Annotated in this window: 2 protein-coding genes; one reads left to right on the top strand and one right to left on the bottom strand. The window is 70.3% G+C overall.

Annotated features, from left to right (window positions below; translation table 11 throughout):
• Nucleotides 1-113 precede the first annotated feature (113 nt).
• Nucleotides 114-458 carry a GIY-YIG nuclease family protein gene (locus QMX80_RS19200; protein ID WP_055768068.1) on the bottom strand — a complete coding sequence of 115 codons (345 nt, stop codon included), beginning with the start codon at nt 456-458 and terminating at the stop codon, nt 114-116.
• An 86-nt stretch (nt 459-544) separates the two neighbouring features.
• Between QMX80_RS19200 and QMX80_RS19205 the strand changes: the two genes are divergently transcribed.
• Nucleotides 545-818, top strand: a 274-nt coding sequence (locus tag QMX80_RS19205) for a DUF2239 family protein (protein WP_282278772.1), incomplete at its 3' end; no start/stop codon positions are given.

Consider the following 818-nt stretch of genomic DNA (forward strand, 5'->3'; position numbering starts at 1 on the left):
TGTGCGCGCCATCCAGTGGCGTGGTTTTGCCCTCGATGACCCCCATTGGCCGGCAGGGTGAAGGCGCCGGCCACCACGCCATGCGGCCGCGGGAAGAACGCCGCCGCGCCGGATCAGCGCAGCGGCGTGGCGCCGGTCCGCCGGCAGACCTCGGCCAGCGCGTCCTGCAGCAGGCGCTCGCGCTCGAAGTCATGCAGGTCAGGCTCGTCTTCCAGTTGCAGCGCGTCGTGCCATTCGAACGCGGCGGCGCCGTGCAGGTTCCAGGCCTGCTGCAGCTGCCGGTGCGGGTGGTTGCCCAGGCGCAGGGTGAACCACAGCCGGTTGCCGATGGTGGACAGGTCGTTGGCCGGGCCGGCCCAGCTTTCGCCGCTGGCGGTGCAGTGCACGCGGTAGATGCCGCGGCGGACCGGGCGGCGCTTGTAGTCGGCGATCTGCTGCCGGCGTTGCTGCTTGTCCATGGTGGAGGGGCTCCTGAAGGGGAATCTAATATTGCCCGGGTAAAAATTTGATGGCAATATTACCCGGGTCAAATTTGAGTCGATGCATGAACGATCCCCTGGAAGCCCCCCATGCCCTGTTCGAGGGCGAGCGCCTGCTGGCCCGTGGCGAACTGCGGCAGGTGGTGCGGGAAGCCGTCGCGCGCGCGGGCGTGGCGGCGGACGGACGGCCCCTGTTGCTGCTGGACGACCGCACCGGGCAGAGCCTGGACCTGGACCTGCGCGGCGATGCCGCGCAGGTGCTGGAGCGGCTGCAGGCGCGCTTCCCGGTGCCGGATCAGGCGCAGCCGCCTGCGCCGAAGGAACGCGGGCGGCCACGAC

It is taken from the genome of Stenotrophomonas sp. PS02297 (genome assembly GCF_029959705.1).
Classification (GTDB): domain Bacteria; phylum Pseudomonadota; class Gammaproteobacteria; order Xanthomonadales; family Xanthomonadaceae; genus Stenotrophomonas; species Stenotrophomonas nitritireducens.

What these genes read in the sequence shown, in the direction of transcription:
- QMX80_RS19200 (WP_055768068.1), bottom strand. Translation starts at nt 458, where the DNA reads ATGGACAAGCAGCAACGCCGGCAGCAGATCGCCGACTACAAGCGCCGC.